Consider the following 21,675-nt stretch of genomic DNA (forward strand, 5'->3'; position numbering starts at 1 on the left):
GACGATGACCATCCCCACCTCCAGCATCGAGCAGGTCATCCCCGGCCAGGGCTCGATGGCGCAGCCGGACACCCCGAAGAAGGCCAAGCGGCAGCGCTTCCGCTTCATCAGCAACCGCAAGGCCGCGCTCGGCCTGATCGTGCTCGGTGTCTACGTGCTGTTCGCGATCATCGGCCCCTGGGTCGCCCCGTACGACCCCAGCGCCCGCAGCAACGACCTGCTCCAGCCGCCCTCCGGCGAGCACTGGCTGGGCACCACCCACCTCGGGCAGGACGTCTTCAGCCAGCTGCTGGAAGGCACCCGCAGCGTGATGTTCGTCGGCTTCTTCGCCGGCACCGTCGCCACCGTGCTCTCGGTGCTGATCGGGGTGACCGCCGGCTACCTGGGCGGCAAGACCGACGAGGGCCTCTCCGCGCTCTCCAACGTCTTCCTGGTCATCCCGGCCCTGCCGCTGATCATCATCATCACGTCCACCCTGCAGAACGCCGAGGACTGGCTGATCGCGCTGGTCATCGGCCTCACCTCGTGGTCGTGGAACGCCCGGGTGCTGCGCGCGCAGACGCTGTCGCTGCGCCGGCGTGACTTCGTCGACGCGTCCCGGGCCACCGGCGAGAAGACCTGGCGGGTGATCGTCTTCGAGCTGATGCCGAACCTGACCGCGGTGATCGCCTCCGGTTTCGTCGGCACGGTCATCTTCGCGGTGCTCTCCGAGATCACCCTGGCGTTCATCGGCGTCGCCTCGGCCAACACCTGGAACTGGGGCACCATCCTGTTCTGGGCGCAGGGCCAGCAGGCGCTCGCCCGCGAGGCGTGGTGGTGGTTCATCCCGGCCGGTCTGGCGATCGCGCTGCTCGGCACCGCCCTGTCGCTGATCAACTTCGGGATCGACGAGTTCGTCAGCCCGCGCCTGCGCAGCGTCGGCAAGACCAAGATCAAGACCGCCTCCGGCACTACCGTACGGATGCGCATCGGGTTCACCCCGGTACTGAGCAGCACCACGGCGACCCCGGTCGTCCGCCCGCAGAAGGAGACGGTCTGATGGCCAAGCCGGTCCTGGAGATCCGCGGTCTGAACGTCGGCTACGGCCTCGGCGACCAGGCGGTCCGCGCGGTCCGTGACGTCGACCTGACCCTGTACCGCGGCGAGGTGCTCGGGCTGGCCGGCGAGAGCGGCTCGGGCAAGTCCACCCTGGCGTACGGGATGACCCGGCTGCTCCCGCCGCCCGGCGTGATCACCGGCGGCGAGGTGATCTACCACCCCGAGGAGGGCGAGCCGTACGACGTGCTCAGCCTCAGCGACCGCGAGCTGCGCGGCTTCCGCTGGGCCGAGACGGCGATCGTCTTCCAGGGCGCGATGAACTCGCTGAACCCGGTGCACAAGATCTCGGTCCAGCTCACCGACGTGCTCCGGGCCCACCGGCCGGAGATGACCGAGGCGGAGCGCACCGCCCGGGCCCGGGAGATGCTCAAGCTGGTCGGGATCGCCGCCGACCGGATGGACGCCTACCCGCACCAGCTCTCCGGCGGCATGCGGCAGCGCGTGATGATCGGCATGGCACTGATCCTGCAGCCGCAGGTGGTGATCATGGACGAGCCGACCACCGCGCTCGACGTGGTGATGCAGCGGCAGATCCTCGGCCAGCTGATCGAGCTGCGCGAGCGGCTCGGCTTCTCGGTCATCTTCATCACCCACGACCTGTCGCTGCTGGTGGAGTTCTCCAACCGGATCGCGATCATGTACGGCGGGCGGATCGTCGAGGAGGCGCCGGCCGCGGCGATCTACAAGGACGCGCTGCACCCGTACTCGAAGGGTCTGCTCGGGTCGTTCCCGGCGCTGCGCGGGCCGCGCCGGGAGCTGACCGGCATCCCGGGCTCGCCGCCCGACCTGAAGGGCATGCCGACCGGCTGCTCGTTCCACCCCCGGTGCCCGAAGGCCTTCGAGCCGTGCCCGGACAAGATTCCCGTGCTGACCCCGCATGGCGGCGACCGGTCGGTCGCCTGCTGGCTGCACGAGTGAGCAGAGGGCCGGTCCCCTGCCGTCGGGACCGGCCCTCACTATTTCCGTTGAGGGGTATCTGGTGAGTTTCACCTGGGGTGTGGCGACGTCGGCCTACCAGATCGAGGGGGCCGCCGCCGAGGACGGCCGGACACCGTCCATCTGGGACACGTTCGCGCACGAGGTGGTCGGCGAGCACGGCGACGTCGCGTGCGACCACTACCACCGGATGCCGTCCGACGTACAGCTGATCAAGAGTCTCGGGGTGGACGCGTACCGGTTCTCGGTGTCCTGGACCCGGGTGCAGCCGGGCGGGCGCGGGCCGGCGAACCAGCCCGGTCTGGACTTCTACGACCGGCTGGTCGACGAGCTGCTGGCCAACGGCATCGAACCGTGGCTGACGCTCTACCACTGGGACCTGCCGCAGGAGCTGGAGGACGCCGGCGGGTGGCCGCACCGGGACACGCCGTACCGGTTCGCGGACTTCTCGCGGCTGGTCTCCGACCGGTTGCGGGACCGGGTGACGAACTGGCAGACGCTGAACGAGCCGTGGTGCGTGGCCTATCTCGGGTACGAGCACGGGGTGCACGCTCCCGGCCGGCGCTCCTTCCCGGACGCGCTGGCCGCCACCCACCATCTGCTGCTCGGACACGGCCTGGCCTACGACGTCGTGAAGAGTGCCGACAACTCGGTCGGCATCGCGCTCAACATCGGCACCGCCACCCCGCACACCGACGACCCGGTGGACATCGCCGCCGGCCGGCGCGCCCACGACAACGTCGCCGGGATCTTCCTGGACCCGCTGGTCCACGGCCACTACCCCGTCTCGGTCCTCGCCGACCACGGCCACCTGCTGCCGATCCGGGACGGCGACCTGGAGATCATCAAGCGGAAGCCGGACGTGCTGGGCGTCAACTTCTACTTCGGACAGGACTTCAGCGGCCGCGACGAGCGGGGCAACACCCACGACGCGACCGGCCGGGCGATCGTCCGGGAGATCAAGCCGGACGCGCCGGAGACCGCGATGGGCTGGCCGGTCACCCCGGACCGGTTCACCACGCTGCTGCTGCGCCTGCACCGGGAGTACGGCCTGCCGCTCGCGGTCACCGAGAACGGGGCGGTCTACGACGACCATCCCGACCCGGACGGCTACGTCGCCGACGAGGAGCGGACGGCGTACCTGAAGGCGCACGTCGAGGCCGCGCTCGCGGCCCGCGACCAGGGCGCCGACGTGCGCGGCTACTTCGCCTGGTCGCTGATGGACAACTTCGAGTGGGCGGAGGGCTACCGCCGCCGGTTCGGCCTGGTCGCGGTCGACTACGCGACGCAGCGACGGACGCCGAAACAGAGTGCGCTGTGGTTCTCCGACCGCATACGCTCCGGCGCGTGAGCGACTACCTGACTGTCAACCGCGCCAACTGGGACGAGCGGGCCGGGGCACACGCCGCCTCGGCCGACTACGGCTTCCGCCGGTTCGCCGAGGACCCGGCACACCTGAGCGACGTGGTCCGCTTCGACCTGCCGCTGCTCGGCGACGTGGCCGGGCGGCGAGCCGTGCACCTGCAGTGCCACATCGGCACCGACACGCTCTCGCTGTCCCGGCTCGGCGCCCGGATGACCGGCCTGGACTTCTCCGGCGAGTCGCTGAAGCAGGCCCGGCGGCTGGCCGAGCTGGCCGGCGCCGACATCGAGTACGTGCAGAGCGACGTCTACGCCGCCCGGGACGTGCTGGACGGCGACTTCGACCTGGTCTTCACCGGGATCGGGGCGCTCGGCTGGCTGCCCGACATCAAGCGCTGGGCGCGCACCGTGGCGTCGCTGCTCGCGCCCGGCGGCCGGCTGTTCCTCCGGGAGGGGCACCCGGTGCTGTGGGCGTGCGACTACGACCGGACGGACGGGGTGATCGCGCTCGGCGAGCCGTACTTCGAGCAGGCCGAGCCGCAGATCTACGACGAGCCGGGCACCTACGTCGACACCGATCACCAGTTCGTCCACACCGTCACGCACGAGTGGAACCACGGGCTGGGCGAGATCGTGACGGCCGTACTGGAAGCGGGTCTGACCTTGACCGGTCTGGTGGAACACCAGAGCGTGCCGTGGAACGCGCTGCCCGGCCGGATGCGGCAGCTGGACAACGGGGAATGGCAGCTGGCCGAGCGCCCGGAGCGGCTGCCGCACACCTACACGCTGCAGGCGGTCCGTTTACCGAGCGCCTGAAACCGGGTACCTGCCGCGCATCCGAAGGATCTGCGGGAGGCTCTCGATGCGCATCGGCAGCGCACTAATCGTCATCTGGCTTCTGATCGGCTTGTTCGCCGCGTTCCAGCGCGGCTACTTCAAGGACACCGGCGACGCGAGCTGCGCCAAGGCCGGCACCGTCATCATCACCACGATCGCCGGGCCGCTCAACTACCTGGGCCTCAACCCGAAGATCAAGTGCGAGGTCCCGCAGCCCAGCAAATAGGTCTTGAGCTGGAGTGCACTCCAGGTCCTAGCGTCGTCCGCATGCAGATGAGGAACTTCGGACGACTCGGCCGGATCAGCGCACTCACCCTGGGCGGCGGCGGCATCGGCGCCGTCTGGGGCTCGACCGACCGGCGTGAGGCGGTCGCCACCGTCCACGCCGCGCTGGACGCCGGCATCACCATGCTGGACCTGGCGCCCTCCTACGGCGACGACTTCGAGTCGGAGCGGGCGGCCGGCGAGGCCCTCCGCTCCCGGCCCGGCGCCGACCTGCTGATCACCTCGAAGGTGCAGCTGGTCGACGACACCGAGCGCGACTTCGCGGCCCGCATCCGGCGCAGCCTGGACGGCAGCCTGAGCCGGATCGGCCGCGACCACCTCGATCTCCTGCTGCTGCACACCCAGATCCGCACCGACGCGCCGCACCCCGGCTCGATCGGGCTGGACGGGTACCGCGAGGCGGTCGAGGAGTTCGAGCGGCTGCGCGACGCCGGCCGGATCCGGGCCTGGGGCATCACCGCGGTCGGCCACCCGGACAGCGTGCTCGCCGCCTTCGCCGGCAGCCCGGCGCCGGACGCCGCGCAGATCGTGGTCAACCCGCTCGACATGAACGGTGACCTGTGGTTCTTCCCCGAGGCACGGCCACGCACCGACGAGCTGATCCGCTCCGCCACCACCCAGGGGGTGCAGGTGGTCGGCATCCGCGCGGTCGCGGCCGGGTCACTGACCGCGAGCCTTGACCGTACGGTGCCGGCCGGCCACCCGGCGGCCGTCGACTTCGCCCGGGCCGAGCCGTTCCGCAAGCTCGCCGCGGAGCTGGGCACCACGCCGGCGGCGCTGGCCCATCGGTACGCGCTCACCGTGCCCGGGGTGTCGACCGTGGTGCTCGGCGTGAAGAACCGCGCCGAGCTGGACGAGTGTCTCGCGGCGGAGGCGGCAGGGCCGCTGCCGGAGTCCGAGATGGACGCGCTCTGGGCCCTGCGCTCCGCTCTTTGACCCTTTCCGGCCCGCGCCGTCTGGTCACCTTTCGGCCCGCGCCGTCTGATCGCCTTTTCGGCGCGGCTTTTTCGGGTCGCGGCCGGTCGGTGGTCAGTTCACCCAGGGTGGGCTGATCACCGAGCCGTCCGGCAGGGTGGCCTTGAGGCCGACGCTGGTGGTCACCCAGACCTCGGCCGGATCCGGCCCCGGGTTGTCCAAGCCGAACTCGGCGCCGACCGGCACCCGCAGCACATCCCCGGCGGCGATCTCCTCGACCACGCCGTCCAGGAACACCCGGACCCGGCCGGCGAGCATCAGGAACACCTCCTCCCGGTCCAGCCGGTGCCGGACTCCCTCGGTCCCGCCGGCGATCTCCAGCCGCCACGCGCAGAGCTGCTCGCTGCCGGCGGACGGAGAAACGTACGAATGGAAGACCGAACCGTGCAGGCGGTGCGTGACCGCCTCGCTCTGGCGATGGATCGCCATGTTTCCTCCCCGATATTTGGTCAAGCTGCTTGACCAAACAGTCAAGCAACTTGACCGCCGTGTCAAACTGTTTCCGTGCGACGTGATCTTCTGGACCTGCCGGTGCTGCTGCTCGGCGCCGCTTCCGCCCTGGTCGACGCGATCGACGCGGGGGTCCGGGCCCGCGGATTCGCCGACCTGCGCCCGGCCCACGGCTTCGCCTTCGTCCGGCTGGCTCCGGACGGCGCGACCGTCGTCGACCTCGCCGAGCACCTCGGCGTCACCAAGCAGGCGGCCAGTCAGATGGCCGACGAGCTGGTCCGCAAGGGGTACGTCGCGCGCCGCCCGCACCCGGTCGACGCCCGCGCCCGGCTGCTCACCCTGACCGAGCGGGGATGGGCCTGCACCCGCGCCGCCGACGCGGCCGCCGAGGAGGCGCTACGCCCGTGGGCCGACGCCATCGGCCCGGAACAGCTCGCCACCATCCGGGCCGCCCTGTCCCGGCTCACCGTCCCCGGCCGCATCCGCCCCACCTGGTAAGCGCATGCCGCCCGCCACTTCCACCACGCCGAGCCCTGAGCCGACCGCCAGCTTCACCACACCGAGCTCTGAGCCGACCGCCACCTTCACCACACCGAGCTCTGAGCCGACCGCCACCTTCACCACGCTGCGCCCGGACCCGGCCGCCGCCTCGCCCTCCGCCACGACGGCACGGATGCGGCCCGTCTGGCTGCTCGACGTCGACGGGGTGCTCAACGCGAACCGGCCCGGCTGGGGCGCCGCACCACGCCGCGCCATGGCCTACGCCGCCGGCACCGGGTTCCTGATGCGCTGGGCGCCGGCCCTGCTCGACCGGATCCGGGCGATCCATCGCTCCGGCGCCGTGGAGATCCGCTGGTGCACCACCTGGTGCCCGCAGTCCGAGCAGTTGGAGCGTCTCTTCGCCCTGCCCCGCCTGGAGCCGTGCTGGACCGACGAGTTGCACCAGCCGGAGGCCGCCGCCGCCAAGCTGGCCGCCGCCCGTCGGGTGCTGGCCGCCGGGCGCCCGCTGATCTGGACCGACGACGCCGACATCCCGCCGGCCGCGCACGAGGAGCTGCCCCGGCTGGGCCGCACGTTGCTGATCACGCCCCGCCCGAACCGCGGCCTGCAACCCGAACACCTCGACGCCGTCGAGCAGTTCCTGGTCACCTCGCGGCCACACCCTTGATTGCCGGCCACCTCCGGACCGGCCTCAGTTCCCGGCCACCTCTCGACCAGACCCTTCAAGATCGGTAGCATCCCCCGCTGACCAGGCAGAACCCCGGCGGGAGATCCGATGAACCTGAAGCTGCAAGCCCGAGCGTTCGAGCTGATCGCGCCGTTCCTGATGCCCGGCGAGCAGCCGGTCACCGGCACCCGCGCGCAGGTCGGCAGCTTCACCTCGGGCCGGTTCGGCGCGATCGCCAAGCAGGCACTGATCGCCGAGGGGGCCGGTTCGCTGGGCGCCGCCCTCTCCTCCAGCAGCAAGCAGTTCGTGGTGCTGACCACCCACCGGATGATCTTCCTGACCCAGACCTGGTTCCTCGGCGGCCCGGGCAAGAAGATCCTCGCCGAGGTGCCGCGTCACCAGCTGGCGCTGGCCGAGGTCAAGTGGGGCGTGGTCAGCCTGGTCCGGATCGCGTTCGGCACCGCCGGCGACGGGGTCGCCCTGACCTTCCCCCGCGTCGACAAGAAGAACGCCGAGGCGCTCGCCGGCGTCCTGCACCAGGCACCGGTCGCCTAGGGTCTGTCCTGCCGGACCCCTGACATCTGGTCTTTCCGAAGGCCCCTCTCCGGGCCCCTGGCATCTGGTCTTTCCGTCGGCCCCATCCGGACCCCTGACATCTGGCCTTTCCTCGGCCCCATCCGGACCCCTGACATCTGGCCTTTCCGCCGGCCGCCTGACGCTGATGCCGGGCGCCAGCCGGGGGACGGCCCGCCTCGCGGCGGGCCGTCTCTGTCAGTCGCGCTCGATGTGGTGGCCGATGAGCTGCGGGCCCATGATCACCGCCGCGCCGGAGCCGTCCCGCCGCGCGTCCGGCTCGGGCAGCTCGACCGGGTCGCCGGTGTTGCTGGCGCCCACCGGCCGCGGCCCGACCCAGGCCACCACCAGCTCCGTCTCGCCCTTGAGGAACCGCTGCACCCGGACCCCGCCGGTGGCCCGGCCTTTCGCCGGGTAGGACGCGAACGGCGACACCTTCACCTGGGTGCCGGTCGAGGTGACCACCATCGGCTCGCCGTGCGTGGTGTCCGACGTGACCACCGCCTGGAACGAGATCACCGTGGCCCCGGGCGCCAGGTTGACCCCGGCCATGCCACCGCCCTTGAGGCCCTGCGGCCGGACCAGCTTGGCCGGGAACCGCAGCAGGTTCGCGTCCGAGGTGATGAAGACCAGCGACTCCGCCCCGTCGGTGAGCCAGGTCGCCTGCAGCAACTCGTCACCCTCCTTGAGGGTGATCACCTCGAACTCGTCGGAGCGCACCGGCCACTCCGGCGCGCACACCTTCACCACGCCCTGCCGGGTGCCCAGCGCGATGCCGGGCGAGTCGCCGGCGGTCAGCGGCGCCAGGCCGACGACCTTCTCGCCTTTCTCCAGCGGAACCAGCTCGGAGGCGGACATGCCGCCGCGCAGCGACACCGTGCCGGACTGCTCGGGCAGCACCGGCAGCGGCAGCACGTCGGTCTTGAACGCCCGGCCCCGGTTGGTGATCAGCAGGATCCGGCCACGGGCGGTGGCGTGGATGATCGCGCGGACCGTGTCGTGCTTGACCCGGCCGCTGCGCTTACGCGCCTCGGTCGACTCCTCGCTCTCCGCGGCCGTCCGGGCGATCAGGCCGGTGGCGGACAGGATGATCTGGCACGGGTCGTCGGCCACCTCGAGCGGCCCGGCCGGCACCGAGGCGGCGAGCACCTCCTTGAGGTCGCCGTCGATCAGCGTGGTGTGCCGCGGCCGGCCGAACTCGGTGGCCACCTCGGCCAGCTCGTCCGAGACGACCTGCTTGAGCACGTCCTCGTTGTCCAGGATCCGGCTCAGCTCGGCGATCTCGGCGCGCAGCCGCTCCTGCTCGGTCTCCAGCTCGATCCGGTCGAACCGGGTGAGCCGGCGCAGCGGGGTGTCCAGGATGTAGGTCGCCTGGATGTCGCTGAGCCCGAACTCGCTCATCAGCGACGCCTTGGCCGCGGCCGCGTCGTCGCTGGCCCGGATGATGGCGACCACCCGGTCGATGTCGATCAGGGCGATCAGCAGGCCGTCGACCAGGTGCAGCCGGTCCTCGCGCTTGGTCCGCCGGTACGTCGTCCGGCGGGTCACCACGTCGTAGCGGTGCTGGACGAACACCTCGAGCAGCGCCTTGAGCCCGAGCGTGCGCGGCTGCCCGTCGACCAGCACGAGGTTGTTGATACCGAACGAGCTCTCCAGCGGGGTGAGCCGGTAGAGGTCGGCGAGCAGCGCCTGCGGGTTGACGCCGACCTTGCACTCGATCACCAGCCGGGTGCCGTGCTCCCGGTCGGTGAGGTCCTTGACGTCGGCGATGCCCTGCAGCCGGGCCGCCTGCCGCTGCCCGCGCCGCGGCCCCGAGGTGATCATCTTGCCCTTCACCTCGTCGGTGATCGCCTCGATGATCTTCTCGGCGCCGATCCCGTAGGGCAGCTCGGTGACCGTGATCGCCTGCCGCCCGCGACCGCCCTCGAGCAGGCCGGTCTGCGCCCGGGCCCGGATCCGGACCACGCCGCGACCGGTCTCGTACGCCCGGCGCACCTCGTCGAGCCCGAGCAGCTGACCGCCGGTGGGCAGGTCGGGGCCGGGCACGAAGCGCATCAGCTGGTCGAGGTCGGCCTCCGGGTGGGTGATCAGGTGCTGGGCGGCCGCCACCACCTCGCCCAGGTTGTGCGGGATCATGTTGGTCGCCATCCCGACCGCGATCCCGGACGTGCCGTTGACCAGCAGGTTCGGGAAGGCCGCCGGGAGCACCTTGGGCTCGGAGTCGGAGCCGTCATAGGTCGGCTTGAAGTCGACGGTGCCCTCGCCGAGCTCGCCGACCAGCAGCATCGCCTCACGCGACATCCGCGCCTCGGTGTACCGCGCGGCGGCCGGGCCGTCGTCCGGTGAGCCGAAGTTGCCGTGGCCGTCGATCAGCGGCGTGTTCAGCGAGAAGTCCTGGGCGAGCCGGACCAGCGCGTCGTAGATCGCCACGTCGCCGTGCGGGTGGTACTTACCCATCACGTCACCGACGACGCGGGCCGACTTCACATACGCCCGATCGGGGCGGTGACCCTGCTCGGACATCGACCAGAGGATCCGCCGGTGCACCGGTTTCAGGCCGTCCCGGGCGTCCGGCAGGGCCCGGGAGTGGATCACCGAGTACGCGTACTCCAGATAGGAGTCCTCGACCTCGGTGGTGAGCGGGTTGTCGATGACCCGGGCGCCGGCCTGATCGAACGCGGACAGGTCGACGCGGTTCTCGGATTTGCGGCGTGCCATGGCTTGCGGACCTCTCAGGCGTCGATCGTCTCTTGGTCGATCCGGCCGGCAGCCTCGATCAACCAGTTCTTCCGGGGTTCGACCCGCTCACCCATCAGCAGCTCCAGGGTGGCCTCGGCCCGCTCGGCGTCCTCGATGGTGATCCGCCGGACGGTGCGGGCGGCCGGGTTCATCGTGGTGTCCCACAGCTCGTCGGCGTCCATCTCGCCGAGGCCCTTGAACCGGGGCACCGGTTTCTGGACCTGCTTGCCGGAGCGCTCCAGCCGGCTGACGGTGCTCTCCATCTCCTGCTGGGTGTATGTGTAGAGGGTCTCCGAGCTGCGGCCCTTGGTGACCACCTTGTGCAGCGGCGGCATCGCGGCGAACAGCCGGCCGTGCTCGATCACCGGGCGCATGTATTTCGCGAACAGGGTGATCAGCAGGGTCCGGATGTGCGAGCCGTCGACGTCGGCGTCCGCCATGATCATGACGCGGCCGTAGCGCATCGCGCCGATCTCGAAGGTGCGGCCCGAGCCGGCCCCGAGCACCTGCACGATCGCCGAGCACTCGGCGTTGTCCAGGACCTGCTGGAGGCTGGCTTTCTGGACGTTGAGGATCTTGCCGCGGATCGGCAGCAGCGCCTGATATTCCGAGGAGCGGGCCATCCGGGCGGTGCCCAGCGCCGAGTCACCCTCGACGATGAACAGCTCGGAGCGGTCGATCCCGATCGCCCGGCAGTCCACCAGCTTGGCCGGCATCGACGCGCCCTCCAGGGCGGTCTTGCGCCGGGCCGCGTCCTTCTGCTGTTTCTGGGTGAGCCGGACGCGGGCCGCGTCGACCACTTTCTGCAGGACCGTGCGGGCCTCGGCCTTGGTGCGCCGGCCGTCGATCCACTCCTTCAGGTACGCCTCGACCAGCGTCTGCATCACCCGGGTGATGCCGGCCGTGGACAGCTCGTCCTTGGTCTGCGAGGTGAACTGCGGCTCCGGCACCCGCACGTGGATGACCGCGGTCATGCCCTCCAGGAAGTCGTCCAGGACGGGCGGCTCCTCCTTGGGCTTGAGCAGACCCCGCGCGTTGCGGATGGCGTCGGTGAGCGCCCGGGTGAGCGCCCGCTCGAAGCCCTTGCGGTGGGTGCCGCCGTGCACGTTGCGGATCGTGTTGGTGAAGCACTCGACGGTGCGCTCGTAACCGGTCCCCCAGCGGAAGGCGACCTCCACCTGGGCCTCGCGGACCACGTTCGACTGCATGACGCCGTTGGCGTCGGCCGCGTTCTCCTTGTAGGTGCCGGCGCCGGTCACCATCAGGATCCCGGAGACCGGCTTGTCGGCGGCCGGGGTGAGGAACTCCACCATGTCGGTGAGCCCGTTGGGGTAGTGGAACGTCTCGGTGGCCGGCTCCTCGGCGGTCGCGTCGAAGAGCGTGAACTGCACCCCGGCGACCAGGAACGCGGTGTTGCGCAGCTTGGACCGGACCGCCTCGACGTCGAGGCGGGCGCCGCTCTCGAAGTACCGCGCGTCGTACCAGTACCGGGTCGAGGTGCCGGTGGGCTCGCCGCGTTTCATCCGGCGGACGACCCGCAGGCCGGGCGCCGGGGTGAACGGCGCGTCCGGCCCGGGGCCGGCGAAGACGCCGGGCACGCCGCGCTGGAACGAGATCTCGTGCACCTTGCCGTCGCGCTTGACGGTGACGTCGTAGCGCAGCGAGAGCGCGTTGACCGCGGAGGCGCCGACGCCGTGCAGGCCGCCGGACGCCTTGTAACCGGAGCCGCCGAACTTGCCGCCGGCGTGCAGCCGGGTGAGCACCAGCTCGACGCCGCTCAGGCCGCTCTTGGCGTGCACATCGGTCGGGATGCCCCGGCCGTCGTCGTCGACCTGGACCGAGCCGTCGCTGTGCAGCGTGACGGCGATCTTGGTGGCGTGGCCACCGACGCCCTCGTCGGTGCAGTTGTCGATGATCTCGTTCGCCAGGTGGTTGATGCCCCGGCTGTCGGTGGACCCGATGTACATCCCTGGGCGTTTCCGGACAGCGTCCAGCCCTTCCAGGTGCGTGAGGTCGTCAGCCCCGTACAAGGTCTCTGGCTGTGCGGTCACGAGGCGGCACTCCCGGTCGGCCAAGGTGGTCAAGGACGGCGCGAGCCTACCCGGAGCCTCCGACACTTCTGCCCCAGGCGAGCCAGGTCTTGACCAGCTAGGCCGAAAATTCGGGAAAAAGGTTACAAAAAACGCTAGCGGACCCCCACCAACCGGGCAGACTGGGGCTGTAGCGCGCGCCACAGGTCCAGCGGGTACGACTTGCCCGGCACCGACACCGGTGGCAGCTCCTGATAGGCGATCAGCGCGTCGGTGACCTCCCGGGTGGCCGAGCAGACCACCACCGTGTCGTGCGGGGCGTAAGCCTGCAGCCGGGCCGCGGTGCTCACCACGCTGCCGCTGATCATCCCGTACCCCCCGTCGAAGGCCATCAGCGGATCGACGATCACCTCGCCGGTGGCCAGCCCCACCCGGGTCCGCACACGGTGCCTGCCGGCCAGGAGACGCCCCCTCAACGTCTCCTGGACCGACAGGCCCGCGCGCACCGCCGAGGCGGCCGCCTCCGGCTCGAAGCCGTCCTCGCCGGCGCCGAACACCGCCATCACCGCGTCCCCCACGTACTTCTCGACGATGCCGCCACAGTCCCGGACCACGTCGGCCACCGCCGAGAAGTAGTCCCGTTGCAGCGCCCGCACCTCCGCGCAGTCCAGCCGGTCCACCAGTGCGGTGAAGCCGACTATGTCGATGAACAGCACGGTCACGGTCTGGCGCCGCTCCTGAACGGCGACGGTGATGGTGGTCATGTCTCACGCTCCCCCAGATCACTGCGTTGACCGGGAGTACGGTGCCAGCCCGGCTCCACATGCGGATCCGCAGAACGACGTATCTGTGACAGCATCAACACTCGTCATTTTTGTGACGCAGAACAGTCCGAACCGACGACAACGTGCTAGTCGCTTTCGCATTAGGCTGCCGGTCATGGCCAGCCAGGGGGACGACGGGCCGCTTGTCGGACGCACCGGCACGCTGGCCGATATCCAGTCCTGCCTGCGCAGTGTCGGTCCTGGTGGGACCGCCGCGGTGTTCCTCACCGGGGAGAGCGGCGTCGGCAAGAGCCGGCTGCTGCGGGAGACCGCCGACGCGCTGCGCGGCGGGGAGTTCGCGGTGCTCGTCGGCACCTGTCTGGACATCGGCGACGCGTCCCCGCTGCACCCGGTGCTGCAGGCGCTGCGCCGGCACGACGGCGGCGGACCGGCCACCGTGGCCGACGACCCCGGTGCGCTGCTCGACCGGGTCTCCCGCGACCTGCGGGCGATCGCCGGCGACCAGCGGCTGCTGCTGGTCCTCGACGATCTGCAGTGGGCCGATCGGAGCACCCGCCAGCTGCTGCTCTACCTGCTCGCCGGTCTGGGCGACGTGCGGGTGTCGGTGCTGGCCGCGATCCGCGCCGAGGCCCTGCACGGCACCCACCCGCTGCGCCGGGTGCTGGCCGAGCTGCGCCGGTTGCGCTCGGTCCGGGTGGTCGACCTGGCCCCGCTGAACCAGGAGCAGACCCAGGAGCTGGTCAGCGCGATCGCCGGGGACGTGGCGGGCGAGGACGCCGACCGGGTCTACAAGCGCAGCGGCGGCAACCCGTTCGTGGTCGAGGAGCTCGCCCGCGACCTGCGCGACGGCCGGGTCGAGCTGTCCGACACGCTGCGCGAGATCTTCCTGGCCCGGGTCGACGAGCTGCCGGTCAACGCGCACGCCGTGGTGCACGCGGTGGCCGCCGGCGTCGAGCCGGTCGAGCACGACGTGCTGGCCCGGGTGGTCCGGCTGCCCGAGGACGAGCTGCTGGAGGCGATCCGCGCCGCGGTCGCCCACCGGTTCGTGGTCGGCGACACCGAGGGCTACCGGTTGCGGCACCGGCTGGTCGCCGAGGTGCTGGAGCAGGAGGTGCTGCCGGCCGAGGCGGCCGCTCTGCACCGGCGCTACGCGGAGGCCCTGGAGACACCGGACGGCGAGGCGGACCATGCCCGCCTGGCCCATCACTGGCAGCGCGCCGGTGTGCCGTCCCGGGCGCTGCCGTCGGTGATCGCCGCGGCCCGCTCGGCCGAGAGCCTGTACGGCTTCGCCGAGGCGCACCGGCACTGGACCATCGCGCTGCGGCTGACCGCCGAGGACGCGCCCGAGCGCACCGAGCTGCTCGGGCACGCCGCCGAGTCGGCCCACCAGTGCGGTGAGCACCTGCTGGCGCTGGCCCGGCTGGAGGAGCTGGCCGGCCGCACGGACGCGCCCGGCGAGTGCGAGCTGCACCTGCGCCGGGCCCGCTACCTGGCCGCCACCGGCCGCTCGGAGACCGCCGAGCGGGAGTACGAGCTGGCCTTGCGGGCCCCGGACTGCACGCCCGCGCAGCGCGCCTCGGCCGCCTCCTTCCTCGCCGAGTTGCTGCTGCACCTGGGGCGTTATGCCGACGCCAACCAGCGCGCCCGGGACGCCCTGGAGCTGGCCGCGGTCAACGGGTCGACCGCGGACCTGGTCCGGGCGAGCGCCGCGCTGGGCTTCAGCGAGGCATTCCGCGAGGACCCGGACAACGGCCTCGCGGTGATCCGGCACGCCGTGGAGATCGCCGAGCGGTCCGGCCACCCGGACGATCTCGGCTGCGCCTACCTGCACCTCGCCGAGCTGCTCACCGGCCCGCTGCACAACATCGAGGAGGGCGTGCTGGTCGCCCGCCGGGGCGCCGAGCAGCTGGCCGCGCGCGGGGTGGGCCGCACCTATCAGACCCGCCTGCTCGCGATCGCCGGCAACGGGCTGTTCCGGATCGGCCAGTGGGCCGAGGCGGACACCATGCTGGAGGCCGCGATGCGGCACCGCCCGTCCGGCGCCGACGCGGTCGAGCTGCTGCTGGCCCGCTGCCGGCTCTGGGTGAACTTCGGCGAGGTGGACAACGCCCGCCGGGACCTGGACGCGGCCGCCACGCTGCTGGCCGGCGGCGGCGCCCGGCACGTGCTGCCGATGCTCACCCTGCGGGCCGGCCTGGCGATCTGGCAGAAGGAGCACGCCACCGCGCGCGCCGCGGTGCAGCGCGCGCTGACCGAGACCCGCTCCGACGACCTGGTCCTGCTCGGCGTCCTGGCCTGGCACGGCCTGCGCGCCGAGGCGGAGGCGCACGCGGACGGCGCCCCGGTCGACCCGGGCGCGCTGCGCCGGCTCAAGACCGTGGTCAGCCGGGTGGAGTCCAGCGCGGCGAACGCCGCACCCGAGGTCCGCAGCGTGCTCGACGGTTACCTGGCGCTGTCCGCCGCCGAGCTGAGCCGGGTCGAGGACCGGCCGGACCCGGAGCTGTGGGCGCGGACGGCGACCATCTGGGACCGCCACCAGCCGTACCCGGCGGCCTACTCCCGCCTGCGGCACGCCGAGGTGGCGCTGCAGCGCAAGGGCCGGCGGGCCGCCGCGATCGCGGGGCTGCGCCAGGCGTACGCGACGGTGATCGCGATGGGCGCTCGCCCCATGGCGAACGAGATCAAGGGGATCGCCCAGCGGTTCCGGGTCTCGCTGACCGACGACGCGGACACCGTGGCGATGGTGCCGCCGGACCCGGATGCCGGCGACGAGCTCGCCGTTCTCACCCAGCGGGAGCGCGAGGTGCTGGCCGCGGTCGCCGAGGGCTTGACGAACAGGGAGATCGGTGAGTTGCTCTTCATCAGCGAGCGCACCGTCGGCGTGCACCTCGGCCACATCTTCGACAAACTCCAGGTACGTACCCGCGTGCAAGCCAGCAGGGTCTATCTAACAGCTGCCTGACCAGGCGATCGTTATCCCGCCGTGACTTACGTACGCGGAATACGTCGTTCTACCGATCCCCCCGTACGCCGCCTTTGAAAGGCTGTGGTCACGGGGGAGCACCGCCCGGTGGTTCACACCACCGGGCGGTGCTGGGGGCCCTCCGCTATTTCGCAAGTCCCGTGGAGGATCCGATGACCCAGCCGATCTGGGGGCCAGTGCAGCTCCAGATGTCCACGATCCTGCAGGAGCACCCGGACGACGTGCCCGCCGTCGTCGACCAGCTCACCAAACTGCAGGACGTTCTCTGTCAGGTGCCACCGTTGCTGAACGGCAACCCGCTGGCCGATTTCAACAAGCTGTACCTCACGATCACCGAGAACGTGCTGGACCGGCTCTACGCGGGCAAGTTCAAGGATCCGGCGTTCCTGTCCCGGCTGGACGTCGAGTTCGCCGCGCGTTACTTCGACGCGCTGCGCTACTGGACCGAGGGCAGCCCGGCCTGTCCCGGCGTCTGGGCCGGCCTGTTCAGCCGGATCCCCGGGCCGGACGCGCGCCCGCTGCCGTCCGCGGTCGCCGGGGTCAACGCGCACATCAACTTCGACCTGCCGTTCGCGCTGGTCACCACGTTCGACCACCTGGGCACCGACCCGATCGACGGCAGCGACCAGCACCACGACTACCTGCAGGTCAACGACATCTTCGCGGAGGAGATCCCGGGTCTGCGCCGCGGCTATCTGGACCGCTGGCAGCTGCTCATCGACACGATGAACGGCGACCTGGACGACTGGTGGCAGGGCGAGATGGTGGAGTACACCCGCAACGTCGCCTGGCGCAACGCGCAGAAGATCTGGGCCATCCGGTACGACCTGGGCGCCCTCGACTCGGAGCGCCGGCGGCTCGACCGAACCGCCACCGGCCTGGGCAAACTCCTGCTCTCGCCGTTCGCCGACTTCCTCCAGTGACTACTTCTTGAGGACGATCAGCCGGGCTGCGGTGTCCACGCCACCGACCGCGACCTCCGCGCCGGTCCGCAGCGCCGCCCGGTCGACCGCCTCGCGCTCCTGCACGATCCGCAGCGGATCGCCGTAGGTCCAGGTCAGCTTGAACCCGTCGGTGGAGACCACGGTCAGGCCCTTGTCGTCCACCGCGGTGATCTTGCCGCGCTGCACCACGATCGTCTTCGTCGCGTCCTTGACCTGCACGGTCACCTCGCCGTGCAGGGCGTTCCTGCGCAGCAGCTTGCGGACCACCCGGGGCCGGACCTGGTCACCCTTGCCGGTCGCGGCCGGCGCCGGGTCGTCCTCGGTGCTGAACCCCACCTCCTGAAGCGCGACCGCTTCGGAAGCCACATCGGTCTCCGTCTGCTCCGGCGCGGCTGCGCCGCATCCGGCCAGGGCGAGGGTCAGGGTCGCGGCGACGATCAGGGCTTTCCCGCTTCGATTCATGGGTACGAGGTTCCGCCCGCCCCGATCGGCCCACGTCAGCCGATTGTTCGGGTTCGGTAAGGCAGCTCCACCGTGAACCGCGCCCCGCCCTCCGCGGCGTGCCCGGCCTCGATCCGCCCGCCCAGCCGCCCGACCAGCCGGGCCGCCAGCGCCAGCCCGAGCCCGCTGCCCACCTTGCGGATCCCCCGGTACCGCCGGTTCAGCGCGCCCCGGTCGAAGGCCACCGCCAGGTCGTCGTCGGTGAAGCCGGGCCCGCCGTCGCGCACCTCGACCACCCCGCCCCGGTCGCCGGCGCGCACCGCCAGCACCAGCGGCGCACCGGACGGGACCACCCGCAGCGCGTTCTCGCACAGCCCGTCGAGCACCTGCCGGATCCGCCCGGGGTCGGTCGCCACCGTGACCGGGCGGTCCGGCAACTCGACCGCGAGCGCGGGGCCGTCCGTCCCGCAGCGCGCCGACCAGGCGACGCCCGCCTCCCGGACCAGCTCCACCAGGTCCACCTCGACCACGTCGAGCGGCAGGTCGGCGGCCTCCAGCCGGGAGAGCACCAGCAGGTCGGAGATCAGCCGGTCGAGCCGGTCGGCCTCGGCGAGCATGGTCGCGCCGGCCTGCGCCACGCCGTCCGCGTCGACCACGCCGTCGGCGAGCGCTTCGGCATAGCCGCGAATCGTGGACAGCGGCGTACGCAACTCGTGGGAGACCGACAACAGGAAGTCGCGCTCCCGGCCCTCACTCGTCTGCAACGCCGCGGCCAGCTGATTCACCGCCTCGGCGAGGCGGTGCGCCTCGGCCGGGCCGTGCCGGGCGATCCGCACCGACCGGTCGCCGGCGGCGAGCCGCCCGGCCGCCGCCGCGGCCAGCTCGATCGGCCGGGTCAGGAAGCGGGCCAGCAGCGCGCCGGCCAGGACCCCGCCGAGCAGGCCGGCCAGCAGCGCCCACCAGACGCCGCCGAGCACCTGCCACGCGACGCCGGAGTCGGCCGGCCGGGTGAGCACCACGCCGGCGTCCACCCCGGGCAGCGGGCTGCCGGCCACGAACGACTCCCGGCCGCCGACCCGGGCCCGCACGTTCACCAGGGCGCCGCCGGTCACCCGGGCGATCACCCGGGGCGGCAGGCCGGGGCGGTCGGCCACGCCGCGCCGGATCACGTAGATCTCGATGTCGTCCTGGCGCAGCCGCTCGGCGATGTTCTCCCGGACCACCGGGCGCCGGTCGGTGAGCAGCTGCACCGCGATCGCCGACTTCTCCACCAGCTCGGCGCGGACCTGGGTGTTCACCGACCGCACCGCGACCGGGACGGCGACCAGCGCGGTGATGATCACGGCGACCACCGCGGTGGCGACGGTGACCAGGACGGCGCGGCCGGTCAGCGTACCGAAGAAGTCACGCATCGGCGGTGTACCCGACGCCGCGCACGGTGCGGATCAGGCTCGCCGCCCCGCCCAGCTTGGCCCGCACCTGCGCCACGTGCACGTCGACGGTGCGGGTGCCGGCGTGCGACGCGTAGCCCCAGACCGCGGCCAGCAGCTCCTCCCGGGTGAACACCCGGCCGGGCCGGCCGAGCAGGTGGGCGAGCAGATCGAATTCGGTCGCGGTCAGGGTGAGCGGCGCGTCGTCCAGCCGCGCGGTCCGGCGGCCCTGGTCGAGCGTCAGGGGGCCGAGTGTGCGCACCCGGTCGGTCTCCGGCGGACCAGCCGCCCGGCGCAGCAGCGCCTTGACCCGGGTGACCAGCTCGCGCGGGCTGAACGGTTTCGTCACGTAGTCGTCGCCGCCCAGCTCGAGGCCGAGGATCCGGTCCACCTCGTCGTCCCGCGCGGTCAGGAAGATGACCGGGGTCCAGTCGCCGTCGGCGCGCATCCGCCGGCAGATCTCGGTGCCGTCCAGGCCGGGCAGCGCGATGTCCAGGATGCAGGCGACCGGGCGCAGCCGGCGGGCCGCGGCCAGGCCGGCCGGGCCGTCGTGCTCGACCTGCACGCCGAAGCCCTCCCGGCTCAGGTAGAGCCGGACCAGGTCGGCGATCGGGCGCTCGTCCTCGACCACGAGGACCAGCCCTTTGGCGGCGTCAGTCACGGACACATCATGCCGCTGCCCGGCCCCAGCGTTTGTTCGGGCAACGTAAGGGACACACGCGATCTTTTCCGAGCAGTCGTTACCTATGATCCTGTTAATCTCCCGGAAATGATCTGAATGCTATTCGATCAGCGCTTTCGTGATCGTTGATTTTGATGCAATCATCCGTACGGACGATACTGACCTCAAATAGATGGTGGAACCCTGAGGTGGACGTCCAGACACTCCTCGTGATCCCGTTTCTGCAGGACGGGATGCACACCGGAAACCGATCAACCAACTATTAGGGGCCTTGCCGATTATCGGCTGACGAGCCGCAGCGACCGCGACATTCCCATTCGGAGTGCCCGCATGATGCGTCGCGCGCAGCGGCCGGTGACGGCTGCCTTTGAAGGGGACGACGGGACTTATGTACGGACAGCAGATGTATCCTCAGGGCGCACAGTTCGCACCGCAGGGAGCGTTCGGCCAGCAGCTGGGCGGCATTCTCGGCGGGATCGGTGGCGGCTACCTCGGACAGCAGGGCCTCGGCCAGCAACTCGGTTCGGCGCTCGGCAACCTCTTACCGTTCCAGGCGGGCCCGCAGCAGCAGCAGTTCGCCCCGCAGGGCGCGATCGGCCAGCAGCTCGGCGGCGTCCTCGGCGGCATCGGCGGCGGCTACCTCGGACAGCAGGGCCTCGGCCAGCAGCTCGGCTCCTACCTCGGCAACCTCCTGCCCTTCCAGGCCGGACCCCAGCAACAGCAGCAGTTCGCCCCGCAGGGCGCGATCGGCCAGCAACTCGGCGGCGTCCTCGGCGGCATCGGCGGCGGCTACCTCGGACAGCAGGGCCTCGGCCAGCAGCTCGGCTCCTACCTCGGCAACCTCCTGCCCTTCCAGGCCGGGCCCCAGCAACAGCAACAGCAGCAGTTCGCCCCGCAGGGGGCCTTCGGCTCGTTCCTCGGCAGCACCCTCGGCGGCATCGGCGGCGACTACCTCGGCCAGAAAGGCCTCGGCCAGCAGATCGGCGCCCGCCTCGGCGACCTCCTGCCCTTCCAGGCCGGCCCGCAGCAGCAGTTCGCCCCGCAGGGCGCGATCGGCCAGCAACTCGGCGGCGTCCTCGGCGGCATCGGCGGCGGCTACCTCGGACAGCAGGGCCTCGGCCAGCAGCTCGGCTCCTACCTCGGCAACCTCCTGCCCTTCCAGGCCGGACCCCAGCAACAGCAACAGCAGCAGTTCGCCCCGCAGGGCGCCCTCGGCTCGTTCCTCGGCAGCACCCTCGGCGGGATCGGCGGCGGCTACCTCGGACAGCAGGGCCTCGGCCAGCAGATCGGCGCCCGCCTCGGCGACCTCCTGCCCTTCCAGGCCGGCCCGCAGCAGTTCGCCCCGCAAGGCGCGATCGGCCAGCAACTCGGCAGCGTCCTCGGCGGCATCGGCGGCGGCTACCTCGGACAGCAGGGCCTCGGCCAGCAACTCGGCTCCTACCTGGGCGACCTCCTGCCGTTCCAGGCCGGACCCCAGCAACAGCAGCAGATGACCCCGCAGAGCATTTTCGGTCCGCGGCTCAGCGACATGATCAGCGACTACCCCGGCTTCGGCTCGCCGAGGATCGGCAGCCCGGGCATCGGCAACCCGATCACCAGCATGCTGCCGTTCCAGGCCGGGCCGCAGCAGCAACAGCAGTTCGCCCCGCAGGGCATCTTCGGCGGCGCACTGGGCACCATCGCCGGCAACGCGCTCGGCGGCTACTTCGGCAACAGCGGCCTGGGCAGCACGATCGGCGGCATCGCCGGTGGCCTGCTGCCGTTCCAGGCCGGCCCGCAGCAGTCCCCGCCGTTCGTCCCGCCCTACTACCCGGGCGTCTACGGCGGCCAGGGCGCTTACGGATACGGCCAGGCACCCACCGGCCAGCAACAGCAGATGCCCCAGATGGCGGGCGCGGTCAACTGACGAGTCCGCGCGGAAACGCCGGATAAGGTCGTGGCGCCGGGGACTCCCCCG

19 protein-coding genes are annotated in these 21,675 nt (G+C 71.5%); 12 read left to right on the top strand and 7 right to left on the bottom strand.

The window, feature by feature from the left end:
* Positions 1 to 4 precede the first annotated feature (4 nt).
* The 6 genes from BJY16_RS45585 to BJY16_RS45610 are packed head-to-tail and all read left to right on the top strand — an operon-like array spanning position 5 to position 5,454.
* Entirely contained in the window at positions 5 to 1,039 is a 1,035-nt protein-coding gene (locus BJY16_RS45585; protein ID WP_185046041.1) for an ABC transporter permease, read from the top strand.
* Positions 1,039 to 2,016, top strand: coding sequence for an ABC transporter ATP-binding protein (locus BJY16_RS45590; protein WP_185046044.1), 978 nt, complete (start codon positions 1,039 to 1,041; stop codon positions 2,014 to 2,016). Before BJY16_RS45585 ends, BJY16_RS45590 begins: the two co-directional genes overlap by 1 nt.
* Positions 1,976 to 3,385: a GH1 family beta-glucosidase gene (locus BJY16_RS45595; protein WP_185046046.1), complete on the top strand. Its 1,410-nt coding sequence runs from the start codon at positions 1,976 to 1,978 to the stop codon at positions 3,383 to 3,385. The genes BJY16_RS45590 and BJY16_RS45595 overlap by 41 nt, the downstream gene beginning before the upstream one ends.
* Positions 3,382 to 4,212 (top strand): class I SAM-dependent methyltransferase, encoded by an 831-nt coding sequence (locus tag BJY16_RS45600; protein ID WP_185046048.1) that lies wholly within the window; start codon positions 3,382 to 3,384, stop codon positions 4,210 to 4,212. Before BJY16_RS45595 ends, BJY16_RS45600 begins: the two co-directional genes overlap by 4 nt.
* Positions 4,213 to 4,258: 46 nt before the next feature.
* Positions 4,259 to 4,459: a hypothetical protein gene (locus tag BJY16_RS45605; RefSeq protein ID WP_185046050.1), complete on the top strand. Its 201-nt coding sequence runs from the start codon at positions 4,259 to 4,261 to the stop codon at positions 4,457 to 4,459.
* 41 nt (positions 4,460 to 4,500) lie between these two features.
* Positions 4,501 to 5,454 (top strand): aldo/keto reductase, encoded by a 954-nt coding sequence (locus tag BJY16_RS45610; RefSeq protein ID WP_185046052.1) that lies wholly within the window; start codon positions 4,501 to 4,503, stop codon positions 5,452 to 5,454.
* 93 nt (positions 5,455 to 5,547) lie between these two features.
* Here the strand turns inward: BJY16_RS45610 and BJY16_RS45615 are convergent, their stop codons facing one another.
* Positions 5,548 to 5,922, bottom strand: a complete 375-nt coding sequence (locus tag BJY16_RS45615) for a cupin domain-containing protein (protein WP_185046054.1) — start codon at positions 5,920 to 5,922, stop codon at positions 5,548 to 5,550.
* A 75-nt stretch (positions 5,923 to 5,997) separates the two neighbouring features.
* Between BJY16_RS45615 and BJY16_RS45620 the strand changes: the two genes are divergently transcribed.
* The 3 genes from BJY16_RS45620 to BJY16_RS45630 all read left to right on the top strand — a co-directional run bounded on the left by BJY16_RS45620 (position 5,998) and on the right by BJY16_RS45630 (position 7,666).
* Positions 5,998 to 6,441 (top strand): MarR family winged helix-turn-helix transcriptional regulator, encoded by a 444-nt coding sequence (locus tag BJY16_RS45620; RefSeq protein ID WP_239176882.1) that lies wholly within the window; start codon positions 5,998 to 6,000, stop codon positions 6,439 to 6,441.
* Between the two features lie 4 nt (positions 6,442 to 6,445).
* Positions 6,446 to 7,111 (top strand): HAD domain-containing protein, encoded by a 666-nt coding sequence (locus BJY16_RS45625; protein ID WP_221502121.1) that lies wholly within the window; start codon positions 6,446 to 6,448, stop codon positions 7,109 to 7,111.
* 108 nt (positions 7,112 to 7,219) lie between these two features.
* A complete protein-coding gene (locus BJY16_RS45630; RefSeq protein WP_185046055.1) occupies positions 7,220 to 7,666 on the top strand; it encodes a hypothetical protein in 447 nt (148 codons plus the stop codon).
* A 216-nt stretch (positions 7,667 to 7,882) separates the two neighbouring features.
* Here BJY16_RS45630 and BJY16_RS45635 read toward each other — a convergent pair whose 3' ends face one another.
* The 3 genes from BJY16_RS45635 to BJY16_RS45645 form a co-directional block, all read right to left on the bottom strand.
* Positions 7,883 to 10,402 (bottom strand): DNA gyrase/topoisomerase IV subunit A, encoded by a 2,520-nt coding sequence (locus tag BJY16_RS45635; RefSeq protein WP_185046056.1) that lies wholly within the window; start codon positions 10,400 to 10,402, stop codon positions 7,883 to 7,885.
* Positions 10,403 to 10,416: 14 nt separating this feature from the next.
* On the bottom strand, positions 10,417 to 12,474 hold the full coding sequence (locus tag BJY16_RS45640; protein WP_185046057.1) for a DNA gyrase/topoisomerase IV subunit B: 2,058 nt from the start codon (positions 12,472 to 12,474) through the stop codon (positions 10,417 to 10,419).
* A gap of 134 nt (positions 12,475 to 12,608) precedes the next feature.
* Complete coding sequence (locus tag BJY16_RS45645; protein WP_185046058.1) at positions 12,609 to 13,217, bottom strand: adenylate/guanylate cyclase domain-containing protein; 609 nt, start codon at positions 13,215 to 13,217, stop codon at positions 12,609 to 12,611.
* A 175-nt stretch (positions 13,218 to 13,392) separates the two neighbouring features.
* On the opposite strand from BJY16_RS45645, the gene BJY16_RS45650 reads away from it, so the two are divergent.
* Both BJY16_RS45650 and BJY16_RS45655 read left to right on the top strand, forming a co-directional pair.
* Complete coding sequence (locus BJY16_RS45650; protein ID WP_185046059.1) at positions 13,393 to 16,200, top strand: ATP-binding protein; 2,808 nt, start codon at positions 13,393 to 13,395, stop codon at positions 16,198 to 16,200.
* 173 nt (positions 16,201 to 16,373) lie between these two features.
* Positions 16,374 to 17,144 (top strand): DUF5995 family protein, encoded by a 771-nt coding sequence (locus BJY16_RS45655; RefSeq protein ID WP_185046060.1) that lies wholly within the window; start codon positions 16,374 to 16,376, stop codon positions 17,142 to 17,144.
* Here the strand turns inward: BJY16_RS45655 and BJY16_RS45660 are convergent, their stop codons facing one another.
* The 3 genes from BJY16_RS45660 to BJY16_RS45670 are packed head-to-tail and all read right to left on the bottom strand — an operon-like array spanning position 17,145 to position 19,703.
* Complete coding sequence (locus BJY16_RS45660; RefSeq protein WP_185046061.1) at positions 17,145 to 17,627, bottom strand: hypothetical protein; 483 nt, start codon at positions 17,625 to 17,627, stop codon at positions 17,145 to 17,147.
* Between the two features lie 35 nt (positions 17,628 to 17,662).
* The gene (locus BJY16_RS45665; RefSeq protein WP_185046062.1) at positions 17,663 to 19,018 is read right to left on the bottom strand and encodes a sensor histidine kinase; all 1,356 of its coding nucleotides are present in this window, start codon (positions 19,016 to 19,018) and stop codon (positions 17,663 to 17,665) included.
* On the bottom strand, positions 19,011 to 19,703 hold the full coding sequence (locus BJY16_RS45670) for a response regulator transcription factor (protein ID WP_185046063.1): 693 nt from the start codon (positions 19,701 to 19,703) through the stop codon (positions 19,011 to 19,013). The genes BJY16_RS45665 and BJY16_RS45670 overlap by 8 nt, the downstream gene beginning before the upstream one ends.
* A 418-nt stretch (positions 19,704 to 20,121) precedes the next feature.
* Between BJY16_RS45670 and BJY16_RS45675 the strand changes: the two genes are divergently transcribed.
* Positions 20,122 to 21,624, top strand: a complete 1,503-nt coding sequence (locus tag BJY16_RS45675) for a hypothetical protein (RefSeq protein ID WP_185046064.1) — start codon at positions 20,122 to 20,124, stop codon at positions 21,622 to 21,624.
* The last annotated feature ends 51 nt before the right edge of the window (positions 21,625 to 21,675 follow it).

The organism is Actinoplanes octamycinicus (genome assembly GCF_014205225.1).
GTDB lineage: Bacteria > Actinomycetota > Actinomycetes > Mycobacteriales > Micromonosporaceae > Actinoplanes > Actinoplanes octamycinicus.